Annotated in this window: 17 protein-coding genes; 10 read left to right on the forward strand and 7 right to left on the reverse strand. The window is 61.2% G+C overall.

Annotated features, from left to right (window positions below; all coding sequences use genetic code 11):
- Positions 1-10: 10 nt before the first annotated feature.
- From BLT85_RS08450 to BLT85_RS08460, 3 genes are all read right to left on the reverse strand, one after another.
- Entirely contained in the window at positions 11-472 is a 462-nt protein-coding gene (locus tag BLT85_RS08450) for a methyltransferase family protein (RefSeq protein ID WP_093393174.1), read from the reverse strand.
- 98 nt (positions 473-570) lie between these two features.
- Positions 571-1,416, reverse strand: a complete 846-nt coding sequence (locus tag BLT85_RS08455; protein WP_093393177.1) for a cation transporter — start codon at positions 1,414-1,416, stop codon at positions 571-573.
- Between the two features lie 82 nt (positions 1,417-1,498).
- On the reverse strand, positions 1,499-2,482 hold the full coding sequence (locus BLT85_RS08460) for an AraC family transcriptional regulator (RefSeq protein ID WP_093393181.1): 984 nt from the start codon (positions 2,480-2,482) through the stop codon (positions 1,499-1,501).
- 336 nt (positions 2,483-2,818) lie between these two features.
- Between BLT85_RS08460 and BLT85_RS08465 the strand changes: the two genes are divergently transcribed.
- The 5 genes from BLT85_RS08465 (at position 2,819) to BLT85_RS08485 (ending at position 10,901) form a co-directional block, all read left to right on the forward strand.
- Positions 2,819-3,970, forward strand: coding sequence for an efflux RND transporter periplasmic adaptor subunit (locus BLT85_RS08465; RefSeq protein ID WP_093393184.1), 1,152 nt, complete (start codon positions 2,819-2,821; stop codon positions 3,968-3,970).
- 78 nt (positions 3,971-4,048) lie between these two features.
- Positions 4,049-7,231 (forward strand): efflux RND transporter permease subunit, encoded by a 3,183-nt coding sequence (locus tag BLT85_RS08470; protein WP_093393187.1) that lies wholly within the window; start codon positions 4,049-4,051, stop codon positions 7,229-7,231.
- On the forward strand, positions 7,224-8,633 hold the full coding sequence (locus BLT85_RS08475; protein ID WP_093393190.1) for an efflux transporter outer membrane subunit: 1,410 nt from the start codon (positions 7,224-7,226) through the stop codon (positions 8,631-8,633). The genes BLT85_RS08470 and BLT85_RS08475 overlap by 8 nt, the downstream gene beginning before the upstream one ends.
- A gap of 28 nt (positions 8,634-8,661) precedes the next feature.
- The gene (locus BLT85_RS17000; RefSeq protein WP_407920170.1) at positions 8,662-8,868 is read left to right on the forward strand and encodes a DUF2382 domain-containing protein; all 207 of its coding nucleotides are present in this window, start codon (positions 8,662-8,664) and stop codon (positions 8,866-8,868) included.
- A 272-nt stretch (positions 8,869-9,140) separates the two neighbouring features.
- Complete coding sequence (locus BLT85_RS08485; protein ID WP_093393196.1) at positions 9,141-10,901, forward strand: sensor domain-containing diguanylate cyclase; 1,761 nt, start codon at positions 9,141-9,143, stop codon at positions 10,899-10,901.
- 113 nt (positions 10,902-11,014) lie between these two features.
- On the opposite strand, the gene BLT85_RS08490 is transcribed toward BLT85_RS08485, so the two are convergent.
- Positions 11,015-11,332, reverse strand: a complete 318-nt coding sequence (locus BLT85_RS08490; protein WP_093393199.1) for a DUF6482 family protein — start codon at positions 11,330-11,332, stop codon at positions 11,015-11,017.
- 223 nt (positions 11,333-11,555) lie between these two features.
- On the opposite strand from BLT85_RS08490, the gene BLT85_RS08495 reads away from it, so the two are divergent.
- The 4 genes from BLT85_RS08495 (at position 11,556) to BLT85_RS08510 (ending at position 17,073) form a co-directional block, all read left to right on the forward strand.
- Positions 11,556-13,622, forward strand: coding sequence for a hybrid sensor histidine kinase/response regulator (locus BLT85_RS08495; protein ID WP_093393202.1), 2,067 nt, complete (start codon positions 11,556-11,558; stop codon positions 13,620-13,622).
- An 84-nt stretch (positions 13,623-13,706) separates the two neighbouring features.
- Positions 13,707-14,510: an enoyl-CoA hydratase family protein gene (locus tag BLT85_RS08500; RefSeq protein ID WP_093393205.1), complete on the forward strand. Its 804-nt coding sequence runs from the start codon at positions 13,707-13,709 to the stop codon at positions 14,508-14,510.
- A gap of 100 nt (positions 14,511-14,610) precedes the next feature.
- Positions 14,611-14,847, forward strand: a complete 237-nt coding sequence (locus BLT85_RS08505) for a hypothetical protein (RefSeq protein WP_093393208.1) — start codon at positions 14,611-14,613, stop codon at positions 14,845-14,847.
- Between the two features lie 114 nt (positions 14,848-14,961).
- Positions 14,962-17,073, forward strand: coding sequence for a hybrid sensor histidine kinase/response regulator (locus BLT85_RS08510; protein WP_093393211.1), 2,112 nt, complete (start codon positions 14,962-14,964; stop codon positions 17,071-17,073).
- Positions 17,074-17,095: 22 nt separating this feature from the next.
- On the opposite strand, the gene BLT85_RS08515 is transcribed toward BLT85_RS08510, so the two are convergent.
- The 3 genes from BLT85_RS08515 to BLT85_RS08525 all read right to left on the reverse strand — a co-directional run bounded on the left by BLT85_RS08515 (position 17,096) and on the right by BLT85_RS08525 (position 20,231).
- Positions 17,096-18,742, reverse strand: coding sequence for a methyl-accepting chemotaxis protein (locus tag BLT85_RS08515; protein WP_093393215.1), 1,647 nt, complete (start codon positions 18,740-18,742; stop codon positions 17,096-17,098).
- 121 nt (positions 18,743-18,863) lie between these two features.
- Positions 18,864-19,166 (reverse strand): hypothetical protein, encoded by a 303-nt coding sequence (locus tag BLT85_RS08520; protein WP_093393221.1) that lies wholly within the window; start codon positions 19,164-19,166, stop codon positions 18,864-18,866.
- A 60-nt stretch (positions 19,167-19,226) separates the two neighbouring features.
- The gene (locus tag BLT85_RS08525; protein ID WP_093393224.1) at positions 19,227-20,231 is read right to left on the reverse strand and encodes a TerC family protein; all 1,005 of its coding nucleotides are present in this window, start codon (positions 20,229-20,231) and stop codon (positions 19,227-19,229) included.
- 202 nt (positions 20,232-20,433) lie between these two features.
- Between BLT85_RS08525 and BLT85_RS08530 the strand changes: the two genes are divergently transcribed.
- Positions 20,434-20,796, forward strand: coding sequence for a hypothetical protein (locus tag BLT85_RS08530; RefSeq protein WP_093393227.1), 363 nt, complete (start codon positions 20,434-20,436; stop codon positions 20,794-20,796).
- The last annotated feature ends 102 nt before the right edge of the window (positions 20,797-20,898 follow it).

Here is a 20,898-nt window from a genome sequence, read left to right on the forward strand (position 1 = left end):
CAACCGAGTGCTACAGCCAACGGCGCACCTGCGCCTTGTAGGTCTCGAATTCGCCACCGAATACGTTGCCCAGGGCGCGCTCTTCCGGCCGAATCTGGAAGCGATTCATATACAAGACGAACCCGAGCACGCCGAGCAACGACACCGGAGAGAACAGGTACAGGGCCCAGGCCAACAGCGCCATGGCGAAGCCCACGTACATCGGGTTGCGCGAATATCGATAAACACCTGTACGCACCAGTGCCGAGGCCGTCTCCGGCTTCAGCGGATTGACGGTGGTTCGCGCCTGTCGGAACGACACGACGCCAGCCAGGCTGAAACCCACGCCAACAGCCAACACGACCAGCACCAGCGCCAACCGCACCGAGTGCGCCATATCCGGGCCCGGCACGTAGCGAGAGACCAGCCACATCAGCAATCCGAACAGTGCGGCCACAAGCGGCGGCGGTAGTCTGTTTTCCAGTACATGCATGGACATCCCTTTAAGCCGTCATGGCGTTCAAGCCGCCCTGTCGTGGTTTGGCGCTCAGATTCGCGGTCCACGCCGAAGCCATTCGCGCAGCGCCCAGTTCAACAGCATTGCCCTTTTCCCTTCGCAGGGGGCTGCTCGCAACAACTATCTGTTGATGCCGGGCCGCAGCAGGCTGGCTGTGCTTCAACGGCCTGGGGCTGGCAACAGCTACTGGCCGCCCTGGTTTGCGGTGCCGCCTTCGTCGAGCAACTGCTCTGCGCCGGGTTGGCCGGCTGCGCACCGCAGCAGTCACTGGAGTCATCTGCAGAGGCCGTAGCGGCTGGCACAACAGCCGCGCCCCGCCACTCCGCCCAGGATTCGGTAAGAACCTGTCGCGCGGAATGCAGAAACAATGCTGCGATGGCCAGGCCCACTATCACGTCCGGCCAAAGAGTCCCAGTAACACCCACCAGAACGGCCGCAACGATCACGCTGCTGTTGGCGATCAGGTCGTTGCGTGAGCACAGGAAAGTGGATTTCATGTTCAGGTCATCGCTGCGATGGCGATACAGCAGCATGAAACACAGGGTGTTGGCGATCAGCGCCGCGAAACCGATCAACCCCATCCATTGCGGCTCCGGCACGCCGCCGATCAGCAGCTTGCGCACGGCATCGGCAATGACCAGCAAACCGAACAACAACATCAGGCTGCCCTTGAACAGCGCCGCGCCGGCCCGGGTCCGCGCGCTGCGGTGCAGCACGTAGAGCGTCAGGGCATACACCGAGGCATCGCCGAACATATCCAGCGAGTCAGCCAGCACCGCGGTCGATCCGATAATCCAGCCGGCTACGAACTCGAGCAGAAACATTCCCGCGTTGATCGCGAGAACGATATAAAGCACCCGGCTCTGCTGGCTTCTCAACTGTGCCAGTTCGCCTGCCTTGTTTTCACAGCAGCTGTCCATGACCAATCCTCGGTAGATTCGAATACGGTCAGGATAAAGCTTGTAGCACCTACAGGGTCAAGCCTTCGTAAAGCGGAGTCGGCTACGCTGGCACGCCTATCCGTGTCTCACCGCGCAGCTTTACCACATCCGCTCGCGGCGGCGCGCCGAACATGCGGCTGTATTCGCGGCTGAAATGTGAGGGACTTTCGTAACCGACTCGATAGCTGGCCGTGGCGGCCTCCAACCCTTCGCTGAGCATCAGCCTGCGTGCCTCGTGCAACCGAAGCTTCTTTTGAAACTGCAACGGCGACATGCGCGTGACTTGCTTAAAGCTGTGATACAGCGTCGATTCGCTCATGTTCACGTCTTCGGCCAAATCACGCATTCGCAGCGGCTCGGCAAATCGATCCTTGAGTACCGAAATCACTCGGGAAACGCGATTGGACTGACTGTCCGCGGATACGAATTCGCGCATCCGGGCGCCCATCTCTCCGACCAGCGCGCGATAGATGATTTCGCGCTGAATCAAGGGGGCAAGCACGCGGGCATCCGTTGGAGAGTCAAGCAACCTCAACAGGCGGGTCATCGCATCAAGTATGCCCATATCGACCTGGGCGACGCAGAGCCCGCAGGCTGAGTACGGACAATCCGCAGGCTCCCCGGACTCGGCAGTGTCACCCAGCTGCAGCACCAGCTCCGCCACCTCCGCCGGGTCGATGTTGATCTTGACCGCCAGGAACGGGTTTTCCGGTGAGGCATCCACCACGCGACCGTTTACCGGCAGATCGACGCTGGACACCATGTAGCTCAGAGCACCATAGACGATCTCGCGGTCACCTAGCTGCACGGTTTTGCTGCCCTGCGCAATCACGCACAGCGACGGTTCGTACACCGTGGACATGCAGGGCGTAGGGGCGTCGACGCGAAACAGATCGAGCCCGGGGATGTCAGTTTCGTACACCCCTTCCTGGGTGACTCGCGCCGAAACCAGATCCGCCAGATCACGACACTTGGGCGCCGCAGGCAGTGCCGTCGGGCTGCTGACGGTATCGAAGGCTATGGCGGGGTGGGCGACGGTGTTCATGACTGACCTCCAGTGGGCATGCAAGCAGTATATACAGGATTAGGTAAGGAACATGACGCTCGCATGTCCGCTGCAGAAATAGGCAATAAACTGGCAGGATCGCGCAATCCGCCGTTGTAAGCGCTCTCTGGCGGTGTGCTCATGTGGCTGAATGACCTGTTGTGGAGCGGATGTACGTGCCGCCTGCCCGGGCCCGAACAGGATTAGGCAATCATGCTGCAGTAACGCGCTACCCGGGGGAACGGCGTCGGTCGTATCGTTCCAGCACTACCGAGACGCGCTGCGTCTTCCAGTGAGCGATCAAGATCAGTCACCCCGACGGGAAGTGAGAAGCACATGCAAACCATCACATTGAAGGAAGCCAAAGCCGCGCTGCTCGGAGCCTTGCTTCTGGCGCTCATGGCCGGCTGCGATGCCCGGGGCCAAGCCAGCGCAACCCCTCCGCCGCCGCCAGATGTCGAGGTGGCCATCGTCAAGCCTGAGGCGGTGACGCTATGGGGCGCCTTCAGCGGAAGGGTCGAAGCGCCGCAGACAGTCGAGGTTCGGCCCCGGGTGAGCGGGTATGTCGATCAGGTGCGCTTTGAAGAAGGTGCGCTGGTCAAGGAAGGCGACGTGCTCTTCGTTATTGATCCACGTCCTTATGAAGCGCAGGTGCAGATGGCAGAAGCCGAGCTGGCGCGTATGCGCAGCCAGTTGACGCTGGCCAGCAGCGAGGCGGCGCGCTCCGCGCAGTTGTGGGAGCGCAGGGCCATCGCGCGCGAGGAGTTCGAACAGCGCAACGCAGCGAAGAGCATGGCGCAGGCAGCGGTGAACGCAGCCGCGGCAACCCTGCAAAGCGCCCAGCTGGATCTGGAATACACCCGGATCAAGGCGCCGGTCAGTGGCCGCATTGGCCGCGCTCAGGTGACCAGAGGCAATCTAGCTACGGCCGACGCCACGCTGCTCTCGACGCTGGTCTCCGTCGACCCGTTATACGTGTATTTCGAAAGCGATCAGCAAACCGTGCAGAACAACCCGCATGGCGAAAGTGTGCCGGTACGCATCGGCCTGGCAGGCGGCGAAAACTTCCCGTACCAGGGCCAGCTCGATTTCATCGATAACCAGTACAACCCGCGGACGGGCACACTGCAGTACCGGGCGAAGGTAGCCAACCCCAATGGCGACCTGCGCCCGGGTCAGTTCGCCCGCGTGGAAATGCCGGTCGCCTCAGCGCAAGCAGCACTGCTGGTAGACCAGAAAGCGGTGCTGACCGATCAGGATCGTCGTTATTTGTACGTGCTGACAGACGATAACAAGGCGGAGCGTCGCGTTGTCGAAACCGGGCGCCAGGTCAACGGCTTGCTGGTCATCACCGATGGACTCGCTGCGGGTGAGCGTGTGGTGGTCAACGGGCTACAGAAGATCGCCTTCCCCGGCATCGAAGTGGCGCCGGAGCTCGTCGACATGCGCCGTGCGCCGCCGCCGGTGGTTGTCGCCACAGCTCGATAGCTCCAACTCCCCCAACCTTTCGTCTTTCCCAACTGATACGGGCGCGCTTTTTGGGGCGCGTTCCGGGAGGCTGTTGCCGTGAACTTTTCGCGCTTCTTCGTAGACAGGCCGATTTTCGCCTCGGTGCTGTCGATCATCATCTTCGTGGTCGGGCTGATCAGCATCCCGCTGCTGCCGGTCAGTGAGTACCCCGAGGTGGTGCCGCCCAGCGTGCTGGTCAGCGCAAGCTACCCGGGCGCCAACCCCAAGACGATTTCCGAGACCGTCGCCACGCCCCTGGAAGAAGCCATCAACGGCGTCGAGGACATGATCTACATGAAGTCGGTGGCCGGCAGTGACGGCAGCTTGGCGCTGACCGTGACCTTCGCGCTCGGTACCGATGCCGACCAGGCCCAGGTGCAGGTGCAGAATCGCGTATCACAGGCGTTGCCGCGCCTGCCCGAGGACGTACGCCAGCTCGGCGTGACCACCCAAAAGCAGTCACCGAATCTGATGATGGCGGTGCATCTGACCTCGCCGGACGACAGCCTGGACGCTACCTACATACGCAACTATGCCGTGCTGCATATCCGCGATGAGCTGGCGCGCATACCGGGTGTCGGCCAGGCTGGCCTGTTCGGTTCCGGCGACTACGCCATGCGGCTGTGGATCGATCCGCAGCGCGCTGCCTCGCTGGGCATCACGGCTGGCGACATCAGCTCAGCGGTGCGTGAGCAGAACATTCAGGTTTCTGCCGGGCAGATCGGCGCGCCGCCGATGCCGAGTGGCTCGGACATGCTGATTTCCATCAACGCCCAGGGTCGGCTAGAGAGCGTCGAGGAGTTCGAGAACATCGTGCTCAAGACCGGCGCACAGGGCGAAGTCACGCTGCTCAAGGATGTCGCCCGAGTTGAGCTGGCCGCCTCGCAGGACTCCTTACGCGCATTGCTGAACAACCGCCAGGCCGTGGCGCTGCCGATCTTCCAGGCGCCGGGCTCGAACTCGCTGGACGTCTCTGCGGCGGTGCGCGAGAAAATGAGCGAGCTCGAAGCCGACTTCCCCGAAGGCCTGAGCTGGGAAGTGGCCTACGACCCCACGGTCTTCGTCAGCACCTCGATCAAGGCGGTCATCGTCACCTTGCTCGAAGCGGTCGCTCTGGTGGTACTGGTGGTGATCCTGTTCCTGCAGACCTGGCGCGCGTCGCTGATTCCGCTGCTGGCAGTGCCAGTATCCATTGTCGGCACCTTTGCCGTGCTGCTGATGATGGGTTTTTCCATCAACACGCTGACGCTGTTTGCGATGGTGCTGGCGATCGGCATCGTGGTGGATGACGCGATCGTCGTGGTGGAAAACGTCGAGCGCAATATCGAGGCTGGGCTGGCACCACTGGCCGCGGCGCATCAGGCAATGCGCGAGGTGAGCGGGCCGATCGTCGCGATCAGCCTGGTGCTCTGCGCGGTGTTCGTGCCCATGGCGTTTCTGGATGGCATCACCGGGCAGTTCTACCGCCAGTTCGCCATGACCATCGCCATTGCCACGGTGATTTCCGCAATCAATTCGCTGACGCTTTCGCCCGCGCTGGCTGCTGCGTTGCTCAAGCCGCACGGTGCTGCGCCGGATCTGCCTGCGCGCATCATCAATCGCCTGTTCGGCTGGATATTCCACCCGTTCAACCGGTTCTTTCTGCGTAATGCGCAGCGGTATGAACGGCTGGTGGGGCGTAGCCTGAGCCGCCGGGGGTTGGTGTTCGGTCTTTACGTAGTGTTGCTGGGCGGTACCGCATTCATGTTCGGCCAGGTGCCCGGCGGCTTTATTCCGACTCAGGACAAGACCTATCTGATCGGCAGTATTCGGTTACCCGAAGGCGCTTCCCTGGACCGAACCGAAGAGGTTGCGCGCCGGGTCAGTGAGCTGGCGTTGAATACCGAAGGCGTCTCCGACGCGCTGGCATTCGTAGGCTTCAACGCGCTGCAGGGCACCAACACGCCGAACGTTGGAACCGTTTTCATGGTGTTCGACGATTTCGAGGATCGCGATCGCACCGCACAGGCGATTTCCGACGATATCAACGCCCAGCTCGGTGCCATCAACGAAGGCTTTGCGATTACCTTCATGCCGCCGCCGGTGTTCGGCCTCGGCGCTGGCTCGGGCTACTCGCTGTACATCCAGGACCGGCGGGGCGCCGGGTACGGCGAGCTGCAAACCGCGACCAATGAGTTGGCTGGCGCGCTGAGCCAGACGCCTGGCATGTTCTACCCGTTCAGCTCCTACCAGGCCAACGTGCCGCAGCTGGACGCGGATGTCGATCGCCGGCAGGCCAAGGCCCAGGGTGTGCAGCTCGATGATCTGTTCGGCAGTCTGCAGCTCTACTTCGGTTCGCAGTACATCAACGACTTCAACCTGTTCGGCCGGACCTATCGGGTCATGGCTCAGGCTGATTCGCAGTTCCGAGACAACCCGAGCGACATCGATCACTTGTACACGCGCAATGCCAACGGCGACATGGTGCCGCTTAATACCATGGTGACCCTGCGCGAAAGTTTCGGCCCGGACCCGGTCATCCGCTACAACGGCTATCCAGCCGCCGATCTGATCGGTCAGTCCGACCCGGCGATGCTGTCGTCCGCCGAGACGCTTGCAGCGGTGTCCGGCGTCGCCAATGACGTGTTGCCTGCCGGCATGACGCTGGAATGGACAGACCTCAGCTTCCAGCAGGTAACCCAGGGCAACGCGGCGATGGTGGTGTTTCCGTTGGCGCTGCTGTTGGTGTTTCTGGTACTCGCAGCGCTGTACGAAAGCTGGGTAATGCCGCTGGCGGTGATTCTGATCGTGCCGATGTGTCTGCTCGCGGCGCTGTTCGGGGTGTGGCTGAGCGGAGGCGACAACAACATTTTTGTTCAGGTTGGGCTGGTGGTGTTGATGGGTCTGGCGTGCAAGAACGCGATTCTTATCGTCGAGTTCGCCCGTGAGCTGGAGAGCCAGGGCCGCGACACCGTGATCGCCGCGCTGGAAGCCAGTCGCTTGCGCTTGCGCCCGATCATTATGACCTCGGTGGCCTTCATTGCTGGCGTCGTACCGCTGGTTGTGGCATCGGGTGCCGGAGCAGAAGTACGCAACGCCATGGGCATCACGGTGTTTACCGGCATGATCGGCGTGACCCTGTTCGGGCTGCTGCTGACGCCTGTTTTCTACGTTGCGCTGAGAACGCTGGCCAAGCGGGGCGAACACAAACCGCTGAAGCAGACCGCTGGGCAGCCGGGTTTGGGAGAGCATCATGCATAAGTTAGCGAGCATCGTTTCATTGACCGCGCTGCTGAGCGCGTGTGCAGTGGGTCCGAATTATCAAGCCCCCGAGCCTCTGCCGTTGACACGCTTTGAACACGATCAGGCTGGTCCGCGGTCCGCCCAGCTGGCCGCAGACAATGAACAGCGCTTCTGGCAGGGCTTTGACGATCCGCTACTGGCGCAGTTGATCGAGCAAACCTTGGACGACAACCAGAACCTGCGGGCGGCCCTGGCGCGCTATCAGCAAGCTGAAGCCCTGCTGCGCGGCGCTCGTCGCAATCAGTTGCCAAGCGTGACAGCTGGCGCGGGCGTGTCGGGGCAGCGGCTGGCCGAAGTCGAGCGTACTCAGCCTGAGCAGGAGCGAATCGAAAGCTATCAGGCCGGCGTGGCGCTGAGCTGGGAGCTGGACCTGTTCGGGCGATTGCGGCGCGCAACGGAGGCCAGCGAAGCCGAGCTGCAGGCTGCTGGGGCGGATCGGCAGACCCTGCAGGTCGCACTCGCCGGTCAGTTGGCGAGCAGCTACTTTCAACTGCGCGGCCTGCAGCAGCAGCTACGCGTGGCGCACGAGAATGTCGCGCTGCAACTGGCCTCGCTGGATATCGTCGATGCTCGTCTGGACGCTGGCCGAAGCACCTTGTTCGATCAACTTCGAGCTCAAGCCCGATTGGACTCAACCCGCGCGACCATACCCCCACTGCAGGCAGCAATCGGTGCCGCCATACACCGTATCGGCGTTTTGACCGGCCAGCCGCCTACAGCGCTCGCTCCCCTGCTCACGGTGCCTGCCGACGTGCCTGGTAAGAACCCGAGGATCACCGCTGGCAGCCCTGGGGACGTGTTGCGGCGACGGCCGGATGTTCAGGCGGCAGAGCGGCGCCTGGCGGCCGCTAGTGCGCGCATCGGCGTAGTTACTGCCGACCTGTTCCCGCGCTTTACCTTGGACGGCTTGCTCGGCTCGCTGGCCGGCAGCGGCTCGGACCTGTTCACCGGCGAGGCCCGCACCGCCCGGGTAGCCCTGGGGATTGACTGGACCTTCCTCGACCGCGCCGAGGTACAGGCGCGCATTGACGCAGCCGATGCCCAATCGGCGAGGCTCTTGGCCGAATACCGCCAGGCTGTACTGCTTGCGCTGGAAGAAACCGAAACCTGGCTGTTGCGCTACCAGCATTCCCAGAAGCGCGAGGCATTCCTGCAGAGCGCTACGAATGCCGCAAACCGTGCGGTAGAGCAGGCACGCGACAGGTATGAACAAGGCTTGATCGACTACTTCGAACTGCTTGAGGCGCAACAGGAGCTGACGAGCATCCGTAATACCCTGGTGCAGAGCAAGACCGACAAGGTGCTGGCAATGGTCAACGTGTATCGATCGTTGGCCGGCGCGCCCGAGAGCTCCAGGTGAGTGGCACCACCCATCTGGAGCGGAACCGCTGTGCTTCTATGGTGATTCGTCGCCCTTCCTCGAGAAGCGCGCCCGGGTCGTTGAAGAAGTCACGGTCGGCAAGGAGTCTTCGGACTGCGAAAAAACCATCCACGACACCGTGCGCCACACTGATGTCGATGTTCAGAACGACGCCACTCGCCGTGACGCAACCCTGGACACCACGAAGACTCCGAACGACCGCCTCAAACGCTGATAGCCGCTCGAGTTCGTTTGACCTGGGAGGCCGCTTAACCGCAGCCTTTCGGTTTCTGTGCTTCCCTCGATACATCTCGGTCGCTTCTGGCGAAACGTACCGACAGGTGATGCACACGTCGCGCTTCCGATGCCTGTCCTGCCGACCTGCCATACCGGTTATCGGCGCGCCTGCCAAAACATGGCGAAACGCGGCCGTTCCGTCGCTTTGGCGCTTGGTAGCCCCGCCCTTCTTCGCTACCATAAGGCTCAATACAAAAACGGCACGCGTAGATGGACCTACATAAACAGCTGTCGCTCTTGCTGCTCGTCCTGTTGACGTCGGTTGGCGCCTGGGCAGAACCGAACGTCTCGATCGGAACCGGCTCCATCAAGCTGACCGATTTCCCCATGGCTTATCATGTGGACGCGTCCGAAGCGCGGACATACGAACAGGTCAGAACCCTCCCCTTTCTGGACACCGGCAGCAGGACTACGCTGGGCACCGCTGCCAAGGTCACCTGGTTCCGGCTGATCATCAACAACGTCACCGACGCTGAGCGAAGGGTGTTCGTTCATCTTCCCCATGCGTATCACGTCCGGTCGGTCGACTTCTTCGAGGAGCGCAACGGGACCCTGCTGCGCCAGGAGCGACTGGATCTGAACGACGCAGGCGCGAGCGATCTGCTGTATCGCGGGACCGCCGTCTATCCTCTGACGCTGTTGCCCGACCAGCCGACTGTGCTGTACCTGCGCAGCCATTCGTTCTCCCATCAATGGTTCGCGGCGGAAATTCTCGACGAACAGACTTCCCGTCGCGCTCTGATCAGCGTAAATGCGGACATCGCGCTGATGGTCGGCATGCTGCTTGCGCTGGTGTTCTACAACGGTCTGCTTTACTTCGCCACCAGCAAGAAAGAAAACATGTTCTATTCGCTGTACCTGATTTCGGGGCTGGTCTGGATCGCGCTGTCCTACGGGCTAATAGCCAGCATGTTCGACGTGTACGGGATTCAGGCCTTCAAGCTGAACATCTCACTGATCACCATGCCGGTCTTCCTGGTGCTTTTCATGATGGCGATCTTCGATACGCGTACGGCGTATCGCACCGAGCACCGCTTTCTTCAGGGGCTGATCGTGTTGCTGACCGGCACGCTCATCTGGGGCCTCTTCGATATTTCTGCGGCGCTCAAACCATCCAGCAGCCTGGCGGCGCTGGTGATGGTGGTGACGTTCTCGGTGAGCATCTCGCTGTACCGCAAGGGCAATCCACTAGTGAAGTATTTCCTCGTTGGGCACACCTTTTTCGTCGTGTTCAATGGCATCGCGGTACTGTTCTACAAAGGACTGATTGCGCCGAACTACCTGAACAGTCACGGCGTCGGTATTGGCATCGTCCTCGAAGCGCTGACGCTCGCATTCATCATTTCCCATCGGATCAAGATTCTCGAAGACATCCGCTCGTCGCAGGAAGAACTGAAGCGTCAGGCCTCCACCGACCCGCTGACCAGGCTCTACAACCGGCGGTTCTTCTTTGCCGAAGCCGATTATCTGCTGGAGCTGGCGAAAGACATGGACACGCCCGTGTCATTACTCGTGCTCGACGTCGATCACTTCAAGAGCGTCAACGACCGGCACGGTCACGCCTGCGGCGACAAGGTTCTGGTCGCGCTGGCCCAGTCGTTGAAGCAGCACAGCCGTGCCGACGATCTGGTTGCCCGCTTTGGAGGAGAGGAGTTCGTGCTGCTACTCCCCGGTGCGGATCTGGTGGAGGCGAGCATATGTGCAGAGCGCATTCGCGCTGCCTGTGCCGCGCTCGACGTCCGGATAGGTACCGATGAGCTGATACGTATTACCGCGAGCATTGGTTGCGCGCAAATCGATGCTGGCCATGAGTCTATCGAATCAGCATTGAGTCGAGCAGACCGGGCCCTTTACGAGGCAAAGAACGCCGGCCGCAACTGCATAAGCGTCGACGTGCCGGAACCCGGCCCGTTGGGCATTCGCGTTCGTTCCGCTCCACCTGCCCCGCCCTGCCCAGTCACGCCGGTCTGACCGAACAGGGGCGCGTGGGCCTTTCTTCACCCTCCGCAGTGCGGTCACGATCTGCCTCATGCCGCTTGGCCGCGGTAACCATCGACATCCTGCTCCTGGCCGATGCAACCGGGTCACCACGCCAAACTCAACGAAATCGGCAGGCGCAGCGGCTCGATCGGACCCTGGCGCACTCCACACAGTTCATCGTGAACCACATGCTGCACCAGCACACAGGGCATCGTCGGTGCCGAGGATGGCAGGTCACGCAACAGATCACGCAGTTGAGTGGCGGAGTGCAGGTGCATCGCCTTGCCCCGGCTGTCGAGCAAAGTGCGGGCCTTGTCGTGTAGCTGCGCGCGCACTATGTAGAAACCTCCTTCCAGGGACAGTAGCTCCAGTTCACGTATCTGACCGTCGGTCGCCAGCGTGATCAGCTCTTGCAGGTTCATGAACACCTCTTCGCATCAACAGACAGGGTAGTCGTACCTCGCCGATTCCTTAGCCTTGATGGCAATTGCGTTCAGGCGGACCCGGGCCACATCGACACGATTCGTGGCACAGATAGACGAAATCACTCCCGCCCTATCGAACTAGCAAGGCGCAGTCTGTTCTGAACAATCACAAGAGTAGGCGAGGAAAAAGGGGTTACGTGACTCAAGCGAGCGTCCGGTTATGAATAGTGAGCATCTTTTTCTTGCCGGCGGCGGAGAAATGGGCGGGCGCATGCGCGAGCGTGACTGGTCCACCACGCCTCTCGGCTCGCCCGACACCTGGCCGCAGTCGCTGCGCTCGGCAGTCTCCATCTGTCTGAACTCGCCTGTGCTCGGTACAGTTCTGTGGGGACCCGACCTGTGCATGCTCTATAACGATACCTACATTCCGTCCATGGCAGAGCGTCATCCGGACGCACTGGGGCGTCCGGTAGCGGAAGTATGGAAGGAGACGTGGGACGCCGTCGCGCCGATGTTTCATCACGCCATGGCCACCGGAGAGGGATTCGCTGAGGAGCGCATCGAACTGCCGATGGTCAGGCGCGGCCAGCTCGAGATGACTTATTGGAATATCACCGCCAGTCCGATTCGCGGCGAGGACGGTAGCGTAGTCGGCCTGTTCAACCAGGGCTTCGAAATCACGTCGCAGATCGTTGCCGAGCGGGAGCGCGCGTCAGCGCAGCAACAGCTTCAGCAACTCAACGAACGACTCGCGACGGAAGTCACCGTCCGTACCGAAGAGCGCGACCTGATGTGGGACACCGCCCCGGACCTGATGGGAATCATTGACTTCGACGGCATCCTCAAGCGTGTCAACCCAGCATGGGGGAAGCTGCTGGGGTATTCCGAAGAGGAGCTGGTCGGGCATCACGTCAACGAGTTCGTCGTTTCCGACGATCACTCAGCGACCGTCAACGCGTACGAGCAAGCGGCGCGGGGTGAACAACTGCAGGTCACCAACCGGTACCGTCACAAGGATGGCTCGGTGCGATGGCTGTCGTGGACAGCCGCGCCAGCAGGCAATCTCACCTACGCGACAGGCCGCGACATCACCTGTGAAAAGGAGCGCGAGGCCGAGCTGGCGAAAGCTCAGGCGCAACTGCGCCAGTCGCAGAAGATGGAAGCGGTCGGTCAGCTTACCGGCGGGCTTGCGCATGACTTCAATAATCTGCTGATGGCTATCTCTGCCAGCCTGGATCTGATCCGCCTGCGCATTGATCAGGGTCGACCGCGGGACACGGGAAAATACATTGACGCAGCACAGGGCGCGAGCAAACGAGCCGCTTCCCTCACCCATCGGCTGCTTGCCTTTTCCCGTCGACAGACGCTCGCCCCCAGACCGGTTGACGCCAACGAGCTGATCGAAGGCATGCTGGACATGATCCGGCGGACCGTCGGGCCGGAAATCTCCGTGGAATGCTCAGGCGACGCAGAGCCCTGGATCGCCTTGGTCGATGCATCGCAGCTGGAAAACGCGCTGCTCAACCTGTGCATCAACTCTCGCGACGCCATGCCCAACGGTGGCGACATCCATATCGAAATTCACAACCGCTACGTCACCCCGGAAGAGTCCAGGCCGCATGATTTACCTGTCGGCGAATACCTGCGGCTACGCGTGAGTGATACGGGTACGGGCATGCCGCCGGATGTCATCGCTAGAGCGTTCGATCCGTTCTTCACTACCAAACCCATTGGCATGGGCACTGGGCTGGGCCTGTCGATGATCTACGGTTTCGCCAAGCAATCAGGTGGACAGGTGCGGCTCACGTCGGCCGTCGACCAGGGTACGCAGGTCTCGATCTACCTGCCCCGCCACCAGGGGGTTGCAAAGAGCAAAAGGACGGAATCGTCGCGCTCGCTCCTGCCTATCGCCAATGCCGACGAGACTGTACTGGTGGTGGACGATGATCCGACCGTGCGCATGTTGGTGATAGATGTACTGGAAGATCTCGGCTACCGCGTGATCCAGGTCGCTAACGGCCTGGCTGGTCTGGAGGTGCTGCACTCCGATGTACGTATCGATCTGATGATCACCGATGTGGGATTGCCGGGTGGCATGAACGGACGACAATTGGCCGATGCCGGCCGGGTGAAGCGACCCCACCTGCCGGTGCTGTTCATTACCGGCTACGCAGAGCAGGCGCTGTTCAACATCGCCAATGCCGAAACGGGCATGGCGGTGCTTACCAAGCCGTTTGCCGTCTCTTCGCTTGCAGCACGCATTCGGCAGTTGCTGCGTACCGAGTGAACAACATTCAAGTCGCTTATTCGCCTCCCCGCGCCCACGTCAGCGGGTATAGTCCCAGCACTTCAACCCGATTACGGAGGCGCTATGACTTCGCCCGCTAATGACATCGTCCTGGCCGAACGGCACGGCCCGACCCTCGTGCTCACATTGAACAGACCGGACAAGCGCAATGCACTGGAAACGGCAATGTACATCGAAATGGAGCGCTGCATTGACGAGGCGCTGAGCGACCCGACCGTAGCCAACTTCGTATTGCGTGGCGCCGGTGACTTCTTCTGCTCGGGCGGCGATCTGCGCTCGCTGGAAACCCGTGCGGCCGTCCCGGTCGAAGAGCGCGCCGCGCTGATCCAGCGCTTGCACGATCTGGTGCTCAAGCTCAAATACTGCCCCAGGCCGGTGATCGCCGCGATCGAAGGTGGCGCGGCAGGGGCCGGGGCTTCGCTGGCATTTGCCGCAGACCTGATCGTCGCGGCTCAAGGCGCCTACATATCCATGGCCTATACCAAGGCCGGACTAGTACCGGATGGTGGCGGCTCGGCGTTCCTGGCGCAGTCCCTCCCCCATCAGTTGGCGGCGGAAATCGCGCTCTTCGGCGGACGCCTTCCGGTCGAACGGTTTGCCGAAGCGGGCGTCATCAACCGCGTCGTGGAGCCCGGTTCGGCTTTGCAGGCAGCTTTGGAGCTGGGACAACAACTGGCCGAAGGCGCGCGCGAGTCGCAGAGCGCGATTCTGCAATTGCTCGACGGGCCGGGACGTGAGGCGTTCGAGCGCCAACTGGACCGCGAGAAGCAGCTGATGGCGATCGCCCTTGGGGGGCCGGAAGCGGCGGAAGGCATTGCGGCGTTCAAGGAAAAGCGGCCGCCGCGGTTTCCCGAACCACAGCGCTAATTTTGCCGCGGGACGAGGATGGCACGAATAATGCTGGCTATGTGATATCACGCAATTATGCGTCAACGATTCGACTATCACCGTCAGCAGGACCGTCGCCATGAACACAGCCCGTACCGAACGCCGTCAATTTCCCAACATGCGTGCCCACGTCGATGGCATGATCGCCTCGGGCGCGGTCATCCTCGGCCGTAACCCGCTGAAGATCATGTATCGCGCCAAGATCCACACGCTGTGCGGCGGAATCCTGGTAACCGAGGGACTGGAGCTCTGGCCGCTCGAGCCGGAAATCATCGAAGTCAGCTGCGAGCTCCCCGTCTCACCGGAGATGGCGTAAGTGCGCCGTTGCGCTCGCCATCTCTTCTATAGATAGCAGATCGCCTGTACCATCGATCGCCTGGCATCTCGACGAAGCGTGCCTTTTCCCTTTCCGGCCCGACAGAGCGACCACATGGCTGTTGATTCTTCCCCCGATGGGCGACAGGTGCTTGTTGGCGCGCCGTCTGGCACAGACCGCAGCAATCTGGCCGACCTGCTCGCTTCCGACGGCTACGCCGTGCGCCTCGCTTCCGACCCTGGCGAAGTCGCTCGCCAGCTTGATACGCGCACCGGTGCCGTGATCATCACCGACGAGATCATGGCGGGCGATCTGACAGCCTTGACCGCCGCGCTGAGTAGCCAACCGGAATGGTCGAATATTCCCTTCGTTCTGATCACCGCCCATCGTAGCCAGACCCGCCAGGATCTCGACACGCTGCGCACGCGCTTGCCCGCTGCGCTGAAGAAGCTCATCGTTCTCGAACAACCCTTCGGCCCGGCGTCGCTGCTCAGTACGCTCGACGTCGCCTGCCGATCGCGGCAGCGCCAATTCGAGATCCGCGATCGCTTGCAGGAGCTTGCCGATGAGCGAGCCAGACTGAACAGCCTGGTAGAGAACCTTCCTGTCGGGGTCTGCTTTATCGATCTGGACGGAAACACCGTTCTGAGCAATCCGAAGTACGACGAATACGTACCCAACCGGCTCATTCCATCCGCTCAGCCCGATGCCGCTATGCGGTGGCTCGCGCTCGATAGCGAAGGTCGCCCGCTCCCATCGGATCAGTTCGCAGGGGCCAGAGCTCTGCGCGGCGAGCATGTGCCGGCGCTGGATTGCCGTTATCTGCCGCCGGATGGCGGTGAGCGCTGGACACGGATCAGCGCAGTGCCGTTGTACGACAGCCAGCATGCGGTGATTGGCGCAGCCATGGTAATCATCGATATCGACGCCGAGAAGCAGAACGAAAGCATGCTCCGCCGATTCAATGATGAGCTGGAGATCGAGGTCAAGGTTCGTACTCAGGCGCTGGAGGACGCCCTGGCTTTGCTCACGGTCGAGAGCCAGGAGCGCGCCCGCGCCGAGGAGCAACTGCGACATTCGCTGAAAATGGATGCGGTCGGCCAGCTTACCGGCGGCATCGCCCACGACTTCAACAACATGTTGACCGGCATCATCGGGGCACTGGAATTGATGCGTGTGCGCTTGCGTAAGCAGCAGTATGACGATCTGGGTCGTTACATGGACGCGGCGCATTCCTCGGCCGGACGTGCCGCGGCGTTGACGCAGCGCTTGCTGGCGTTTTCCCGTCGTCAGTCACTTGAAAACCGGGCAGTGGCAATCAACCCGCTTGTCGAGTCGTTGTCCGACCTGCTGCAACGGACTCTTACCGAGTCCGTAGTGCTCGAGATGGATCTGGCCGAGGATGCCGGATTTGCCATGGTCGATGCCAACCAGCTGGAAAACGCCCTGTTGAACCTGAGCATCAACGCGCGCGATGCCATGCCGGAAGGCGGCACCTTGGTCATAGGGACCCAGCGCGTCGAGCGCAATGCTGCGGATGCCGGACGCTTCGGCGGCAAAGCGGGAACCTACGTCTCCATATGCGTCACCGATACTGGCGTCGGCATTCCTCAGTCGCTGCTGGAAAAGGTCTTCGAGCCGTTCTTCACCACCAAACCGCTCGGTCAGGGCACCGGACTGGGCTTGTCGATGGTCTACGGGTTCGTGCAGCAAAGTAACGGATTCGTCACTGTCGATAGCCACGAAGGCCAGGGCACTACCATTACCCTGCACCTGCCCCTGGCAGATATCGAAATAGCGGAAAACGAAACGCCTGCCGCCCCTTCACCGCGAAGCGCAGGTGCCGGACAAAGCATTCTGGTGGTCGAAGACGATGATTCGGTGCGGCTGCTGCTTCAGACGACACTTCAGGATCTTGGATACAGTGTACATCTGGCCGAAGATGGCCAGCGGGCTCTGCAGCTGCTCGACCAGCTGGATTATCTCGATTTACTGATTTCGGACGTGGGCTTGCCGGGCCTGAACGGCCGCCAGCTCGCCGAGATTTTCCAGCAGAAGCGGCCCGGACTGCCTGTGCTGTTCATGACCGGTTACGCCGAGAACGCAGCGGTTCGTTCGAAGTTTCTCGGTCCCGGCATGACCATGATCACCAAGCCTTTCAGTCTGGAATCGCTGGCCGACGCCATTGCCGGCGCGCTCCGCGTCAGGCTCGAAGAAGAAGTCTGACGCGGAGCCCAGCAACCCGTGCCTAGCCGTGTCTGGCGGTCTTGAACTGGCCTGCCAGGCGATCCAGTTCGGTAGCGGTGCGTTTGAGCTGTTCAGTGTTGCTGAGGGTGTTTTTCAATTCGCTCATTACGCGATCGCCGAGGGTCGTCATCTGCGTCAGACTGCGAGCGATCTCGTTGGAGGTATGGGACTGCTCTTCCGCAGCTGCCGCGACCTGCTGGGTCATGTCCGTTATGGTGTTGACCGAGCTGGCGATCGCTGCCAGAGCGCTGCGTGAGTGTTCCACCTGATCCTGCATCTCCTGCGACTGGCGGAAGCTGCCAGCCATCTTCTGCACGGCTCCGGCCGTACCGCTCTGCAGCGAGTCGATCATTTTCTCGATTTCCATGGTCGAGGCCTGTGTTCGGCTGGCGAGGGTACGAACCTCGTCTGCCACGACAGCGAATCCTCGCCCCTGCTCTCCTGCTCTCGCCGCTTCGATCGCCGCGTTGAGTGCGAGCAGGTTGGTCTGGTCGGCGATACCTCGTATGACGCCAAGCACCGAGCCGATCGACCTGGAGCTGGTGTCCAGATCGGCAATGGAGGAACTGGCTTGCGAGATGTCGCCGGCAAGGCGGCCCATCATCGCTGAGGTCGCCTCGGCTGTCTGATGCCCGCGTTCGCTCTGGGCCCCCGCTTCTCGTGCAGCTTCGGACGAATCGGTCATGCGCGCGGCGACCTCTTGCGCGGTCGCGCTCATTTCTTCGACGGCCGAGGCGATTGCGTCGAGTTCGTTCTTTTGCTGGTCGTAGGATTTTTCCGCCAGGCTCATCGCATTGCCGACTTCGTTGGCGATGTTCCGATTGAGCGATACGGCGCTGCGCAGATCATCGACCACCGACCCGAGCTTGTCGGTAAACGCATTGAACCCCCGGGCCAGCCCGGCCACCTCGTCGTTGCCTTGGCTGTCGAGCCTGCGGGTGAGATCGCCTTCACCGGTCGCGATATCGCTCATCGCCTGCATGGCCTGCCGCAGCGGGCCGGTGATGCTCGACCCGATCAACAGATTGATCGACAACAATAGCACCACTCCGGCAATCGCGAGCAGCAGGATCGATGTCACCTCGGCCCAGAAGGCCTGCGAAATGTCGTCAAGATAGATACCCGAGCCCAGCACCCAGCCCCAGGGCTCGAACAGCGCCACGTAGGAAATCTTTGCGACCGGATCGGTGACCCCGGGCTTGGGCCAGTGGTAGTCGACGAAACCGGCCTTGCTGGCGGTCACTACCTTGTTCATCTCGCGGAACACGTATGTACCGTTGGGGTCGGCCACCTCCGCGATGCTGTTGCCAACCAGCTTCGTGCTGAACGGGTGCATGACCATTTTCAGGTCCAGCGTATGTATCCAGTAATAGTCGTCATTGCCATAGCGCAACCCTTCGATGGTCCTGGCGGCGGCGGACTGCGCCTGTTCGAGGGTGAGTTCCCCACGCAGCTGAAGCTGGTGGTAGTGCGTCAGCACGCCATGACTCGATTCGACAAGATGCTGGGTTTTCATCGCCCGGGCATCGAGCAGTGCGGCTCGATAATCCATAGCGAAGGTGCCGACCAGGCCGGCGACGATGAGCAAAGCCAGGACCGTGACGACGGTCAGGCGCTGGGAGATGGTAAAACGGCGCAATAATGGCATAGGGCTTCCGCAAGGTGGTGGGCCAGCACGCGACCCGGTGTTATACGGTCTTCCCCAGTCTGCGTGTGTCTGAAAATATCGGCCGCGGGCTGCCTGTCATGAGACGAATTCGACGAAAGGACTACCCTCGATTTTTCTCCTCGGTCGCCGACTCGTCTTTCGCCTGCTCGGTTGCTTCGTCGTGTTCGGCGGGCTTGCCCAGCGTTTCCTTGACGTGCTCCTGCATACCGTCGAGCTCTTCGTTGAACTGGTCGACCGCGTCGCCCACCGCCTCGTCCGCTATCTTGCGGGCAGCCTCGGTGGTTCTTTCCATGGTCTTGTCCAACAGGTTCTGAGCGGATTCCTCCGCGGCCTCGCACCCGGTAAGAACCAGCGCAGCGAGAGCGAGGCCCAGCAGCGATGAATAACGCGGCATGTTCTTCATATTGTTCATTCTCCTTGTCGTTGAATGGTGCGGGAGGCCTACGGCCTCCCGGTTAATGATTCAGATGCTCCGGGTCGAGTCGACACGCTGCAGTGGCTGACCGCGGGTCTTGTACAGCGACACCAGCACGCCGCCGATCAGCAGGCCCAGCGTTACCCCCAATGAGATACTCGACGGGATCTTGCCGATGATGCCGACCAGAAAGATTTTCGATCCGATGAACACCAGCACCAGAGCCAGTGCATATTTCAGGTAGGCGAAGCGATGAATCATCGCTGCCAGGGCAAAGTACAGCGCACGGAGCCCGAGGATGGCGAAGATGTTCGACGTGTAGACGATGAACGGATCCTGGGTAATAGCGAAGATGGCCGGGACGCTGTCTACCGCGAACACCAGATCAGCGCATTCGATCAGGATCAGTGCGAGAAACAGCGGCGTGACCCAGAGCACCGTCCTGCCGCTGGCGTCCGGCTGGCGCACGAAGAAGCGCTGCTCGTACAAACGATGGGTAACCCGCAGGCGTTTGCGAAGAAACTTCACGAAGCCGTTGTTCTCGAGATTTGGATGATCATCGACCTTGGCAAACAGCATTTTCACGCCGGTAGCAGCGAGGAAGGCGCCAAACACGTAGAGAATCCAGCTGAACTCGTGGATGAGCGCAGCACCCAGGCCGATCATCAGCGCTCGCAGCACGATCACGCCCATGATTCCCCAGAACAACACCTTGTGCTGGTACTGACGCGGGATCGCCAGGAAACTGAAGATCAGCGCCATAACGAAGACGTTGTCCATCGACAGGGATTTTTCGATCAGGAAACCGGTGAGGTAATCCATGCTCGAGTCACTGCCCTTCTGGAAGAATATCCAGAGGCCGAACAACAGACCGGCACTGATGTAACCGGCAGACAACAACAGGCTTTCCCGCACGCCAATCTCGCGATTGTCGCGGTGTAGAACACCCAGATCGAAGGCAAGCAGAGAGAAAACGACAGCGAGAAATACCAGCCACAACCAGGTGGCCGTGCCGAGAAACTCGGCAAACAGAAACGGTTCCAGGGCGGTCATTGAGCCCCTCCTTACAGTCAAGTTGAACAGACTGTGATTCCGACATCGCGGTATACACCGCCAGAGGGGCCCGGCTTCACGGCGCTAAAGTATCACCGCGCGCAAGTCTCGCAAGCGGGTAGATTTTACAAATCATTTCCGACTACCTCCCGCGGCGGCCCACTGCCTTGCGAGACGAGGCGGACTGTCGTAGAGTCGCCGAATGAATCGCTGCACACGGTTGCTCCTCGCCCTGTTTTTCACCCTTGTGCTTCCCATCAACGGGATGGCGCAGAGTCTTATGCAGACCGGTTCATCCATACCCAGCGAAGCGCCAGCGCTCAAGCACGACATGCATTCAATGATGTCGGCAGACGAGATGCATGGCGCCATGGCGGCTTGCGATGATCACGAAAGCAATGGCGTCGTGTGCGACTCCGGTCAGGAGTGCAAGACCAGCGGCCTGCTGCAGCTGCACGTAGCCAAGTCGCATGCCCTGCCGCCAGGACAGCCGCCGTTGATGCTTTCTGCCAGTTTCGTACCGCTCCCTCTGCCAGAGCCGCTCTGGCACCCTCCCCGTAGCTGATTCCGTTTTTGCCTGAACGCCACCTGGCGCGCTGACGCGCCGGCTGGACGAGCGCGTGCCGCTTGGTATTGACCGGCGCGCATGGACACGACGGAATCGAAC

It is taken from the genome of Halopseudomonas xinjiangensis, from assembly GCF_900104945.1.
Classification (GTDB): Bacteria; Pseudomonadota; Gammaproteobacteria; order Pseudomonadales; family Pseudomonadaceae; genus Halopseudomonas; species Halopseudomonas xinjiangensis.

Coding starts and splice junctions, on each gene's coding strand:
- BLT85_RS08475 (WP_093393190.1), top strand. CDS start 7,224: ATGCATAAGTTAGCGAGCATCGTTTCATTGACCGCGCTGCTGAGCGCG.
- BLT85_RS08515 (WP_093393215.1), bottom strand. CDS start 18,742: ATGCCATTATTGCGCCGTTTTACCATCTCCCAGCGCCTGACCGTCGTC.
- BLT85_RS08510 (WP_093393211.1), top strand. CDS start 14,962: ATGGCTGTTGATTCTTCCCCCGATGGGCGACAGGTGCTTGTTGGCGCG.
- BLT85_RS08530 (WP_093393227.1), top strand. CDS start 20,434: ATGAATCGCTGCACACGGTTGCTCCTCGCCCTGTTTTTCACCCTTGTG.
- BLT85_RS08500 (WP_093393205.1), top strand. CDS start 13,707: ATGACTTCGCCCGCTAATGACATCGTCCTGGCCGAACGGCACGGCCCG.
- BLT85_RS08455 (WP_093393177.1), bottom strand. CDS start 1,416: ATGGACAGCTGCTGTGAAAACAAGGCAGGCGAACTGGCACAGTTGAGA.
- BLT85_RS08460 (WP_093393181.1), bottom strand. CDS start 2,482: ATGAACACCGTCGCCCACCCCGCCATAGCCTTCGATACCGTCAGCAGC.
- BLT85_RS08495 (WP_093393202.1), top strand. CDS start 11,556: ATGAATAGTGAGCATCTTTTTCTTGCCGGCGGCGGAGAAATGGGCGGG.
- BLT85_RS08505 (WP_093393208.1), top strand. CDS start 14,611: ATGAACACAGCCCGTACCGAACGCCGTCAATTTCCCAACATGCGTGCC.
- BLT85_RS08525 (WP_093393224.1), bottom strand. CDS start 20,231: ATGACCGCCCTGGAACCGTTTCTGTTTGCCGAGTTTCTCGGCACGGCC.
- BLT85_RS08520 (WP_093393221.1), bottom strand. CDS start 19,166: ATGAAGAACATGCCGCGTTATTCATCGCTGCTGGGCCTCGCTCTCGCT.
- BLT85_RS08450 (WP_093393174.1), bottom strand. CDS start 472: ATGCATGTACTGGAAAACAGACTACCGCCGCCGCTTGTGGCCGCACTG.
- BLT85_RS08490 (WP_093393199.1), bottom strand. CDS start 11,332: ATGAACCTGCAAGAGCTGATCACGCTGGCGACCGACGGTCAGATACGT.
- BLT85_RS08485 (WP_093393196.1), top strand. CDS start 9,141: ATGGACCTACATAAACAGCTGTCGCTCTTGCTGCTCGTCCTGTTGACG.
- BLT85_RS08465 (WP_093393184.1), top strand. CDS start 2,819: ATGCAAACCATCACATTGAAGGAAGCCAAAGCCGCGCTGCTCGGAGCC.